The 3,005-nt window shown below is 72.9% G+C and carries 3 protein-coding genes; all 3 read right to left on the bottom strand.

The genetic code is table 11. The features are described from left to right. Nucleotides 1-19: 19 nt before the first annotated feature. The 3 genes from RIF68_RS32820 to RIF68_RS32830 are packed head-to-tail and all read right to left on the bottom strand — an operon-like array spanning nt 20 to nt 2,888. Nucleotides 20-991: a type II secretion system F family protein gene (locus RIF68_RS32820; RefSeq protein ID WP_309055036.1), complete on the bottom strand. Its 972-nt coding sequence runs from the start codon at nt 989-991 to the stop codon at nt 20-22. Beyond that, nucleotides 988-2,331 (bottom strand): CpaF family protein, encoded by a 1,344-nt coding sequence (locus RIF68_RS32825; RefSeq protein ID WP_309055038.1) that lies wholly within the window; start codon nt 2,329-2,331, stop codon nt 988-990. Before RIF68_RS32825 ends, RIF68_RS32820 begins: the two co-directional genes overlap by 4 nt. Continuing rightward, nucleotides 2,328-2,888, bottom strand: coding sequence for a TadE/TadG family type IV pilus assembly protein (locus RIF68_RS32830; protein WP_309055040.1), 561 nt, complete (start codon nt 2,886-2,888; stop codon nt 2,328-2,330). The genes RIF68_RS32825 and RIF68_RS32830 overlap by 4 nt, the downstream gene beginning before the upstream one ends. Nucleotides 2,889-3,005: the final 117 nt, after the last annotated feature.

Consider the following 3,005-nt stretch of genomic DNA (forward strand, 5'->3'; position numbering starts at 1 on the left):
ATCACGCGGTCACCCGTCCCTAGACGTCGATCTTCGAGAAGCGGCGGATGGCGGCGAAGCCGACCACGTAGAGGACGCAGGCGGCGATGACGGCGAGCTGTCCGACGGCGGAGTCGGTCATGCGGTCGAGGGCGCCGGGCTGCATGTTGTCGATGAGGAGGAGGGAGCCGATGCCGATGACGGGGACGGCGTAGGCGGTCATGCTCACCTGGGACAGCTGGGTGCGGACCTCGCGCCGGGTCTCCTTGCGTTCCTCCAGGGTCTTGGTGAGGTTGCGGAGGGAGGAGACGACGGTGCCGCCGGCCCGGTTGGCGAGGACGAGGGTGGTGACGAGGACGACGAGTTCGCGGGAGGGGAGCCGTTCGGCGAGCTCACCGAGGGCGTCGTCGAGGGAGGTCCCGACGGCGAGCTGCTGGGCGACCTTCTCCAGTTCGTCGCCGGCCGGGGCCTCCAGTTCGTCGGCGGCGAGGCTGAGCGCCATGCGCAGGGCGAGTCCGGCCTGCGTGGCGTTGGCGAGGATGCGGGAGAGCTCGGGGAGCTGGTTGATGAACTTCTCGATGCGTTTCTGGCGCTGCCAGTTGAGGTAGCCGAGCGCGACCCAGATGCCGAGGAATCCGCAGATCGGACCGAAGAACGGGGAGAGCGCGGCCTGGCCGGCGACCCAGAGGACGGCGACGGTGGCGGTGAGGGCGGCGGTGAACTCGCCGGGGGTGATGTCGAGCCCGGTGGCCGCGATCCGCAGTTCCAGTTTCCGGCCGGGCGCGGTGGACCGGAGCCGCCTGTCGAGCGTACGGAAGCGGCGTCTGCGGCGGCCGGCCCTCCCGGGGGCGGTGGTGTCGTCGAGCCGGGCGACCAGGGCCGCGTGGCGCCGGGCCCCGTCGGCGTACAGCTGGACTCCGACGACGCCGAGCACGCAGGCGAGCAGGACCGCCCCGAGGGTGAGCCAGAAGGGGTCCGTCCACAGGGACGACCACGAGGGGTCCTTGGTCATTCCGCCTCCCGGGTGGTGAGGTGGGCGTCGGTGGCGGCCACGCCGAAGGCCTGGGGGATCGGCTGCCCGGCGAGGTAGAGGCGTTCGGCGACGCGCCGGGGCAGCGGGTGGTACGCGTACTGCCCGTACACGCGGCCGTCGGCGGCGAGCGGCTGGGCGTGGAAACGGCAGACGGTGGCGAGGAGGAACCGTTCGCGGCCCTGGGAGGCGAGGACGGCGATCTCGGTGATCCTGCGGGCGCCGTCGGGGTGCCGGGTGAGCTGGACGAGGACGTCGACGGCGCTGTTGATCTGGTCGCGCAGCGCCTCGAAGGGCACCTTCACCTCCGACATGGAGGCGAGGGTCTGGAGCCGCATGAGGGCGTCCTCGGCGGAGTTGGCGTGGACGGTGGCGAGGGAGCCGTCGTGGCCGGTGGACATGGCCTGGAGCATGTCGAGGGTCTCGCCGCCGCGGACCTCTCCGACGATGATGCGGTCGGGGCGCATGCGCAGCGAGTTGCGGACGAGGTCGCGGATGGTGATCTGCCCGCGGCCCTCGATGTTCGGGGGCCGGGCCTCCAGGCGGATGACGTGGGACTGCTGGAGCTGGAGTTCGGCGGAGTCCTCGATGGTGATGATGCGTTCGCCGTCGGGGACGAGGCCGGAGAGGGCGTTGAGGAGGGTGGTCTTCCCGGTGCCGGTGGCGCCGGAGACGATCACGTTGAACCGGGCCTGGACGAGTCCGGAGAGCAGGAGCAGCATCTGCTCGTCCAGCGAGCCGAGGCCGATCATCTCGTGGAGCGTGTAGGAACGCGGGAAGCGGCGGATGGTGAGGGTCGCGCCGGTGAGGGAGAGCGGCGGGATGATCACGTTGACGCGTTCGCCGGAGGGGAGGCGGGCGTCGACCATCGGGTTGGACTCGTCCACGCGCCGGTTGACGGTGGAGACGATCCGCTCGATGGTCTGCATGAGCTGGTCGTGGGAGGCGAAGCGGAGCGGCAGGAGTTCGACGCGGCCGGCGCGTTCGATGAAGATCTGGTCGGGGCCGTTGACCATGATCTCGGTGATGGAGGCGTCTTCGAGGAGGGGTTCGAGGACGCCGAGGCCGAGGGCCTCGTCCACGACCCGGCGGATGAGCTGGGCGCGTTCGGCGGTGGAGAGGACCGGGCCCTCGCGGCTGATGATGTGGCCGAGGACGCGTTCGAGGCGGGCCCGGCGCTCGGCGGCGGCGAGCGCGGACATCTCGGTGAGGTCGATCTCCTCCAGGAGCTTGGCGCGGAAGGCGGCCACCAGGTGGCCGTCCTCGCGTCCGCCGCCGGTGCGTTTCTCCTCGGGGGCGTTGATCCGGGCGCGCAGGCTCATGGCCGCTCCTCGTCGGTGGCGGGCAGGGGCATGGTGGCGGTCTTCTCGGCGGTGCCGAAGTCGTCCCAGAACGGGACGACGGAGGGGATGCGCACGTGGACGGTGACGGTGACCTCGCCGGCGCCGGGGCCTCCCCCGACGGTGACGGAGGTGACCCGGTCGGCGGCGGCGTGGGCGGCGGCGACGGCGCCGGGGGCGTCCTCGGCGTCGCTGCTCTCGGCCCGCGCGGCGGCGCGGGCGGCGGTTCCCGCCTGCTGGGCGGCGTACGCGGCGACGCCGAGCTGAAGGCCCGCGAGCCCGACGAGAAGGAGCAGCGGGAGGAAGCCGAGGTACTCGAGGGCGGCCTGGCCGCGGTCGTCCCGCCGGCTGTGACGGCGGAGGGGGCCGGTACCTGGGCGGGGTCCTGGGCCTGGACCCGGGCCCGGACGCGGGGTCGTGCGGGCCCGTGGCGAGCCAAGCCTGCCGAGCGACCGCGCCCAGGGCGACCCACCGCATCCGAGCGACCGCGCCCCACGGGAGCCAGGAGCCCCCGACGTACGAACCCTCCGGGACCGCACCGAAGCGCCCGGGCCCCCGAGCGACCACGCCCAGAAGGACCCACGGCCCCCGAGCGACCGCGCCCAGAAGGACCCACCGCATCCGAGCGACCGCGCCCCACGGGAGCCGATACCCCC

Origin of the sequence: Streptomyces sp., from assembly GCF_031178505.1 — a bacterium.
GTDB lineage: Bacteria > Actinomycetota > Actinomycetes > Streptomycetales > Streptomycetaceae > Streptomyces > Streptomyces gulbargensis.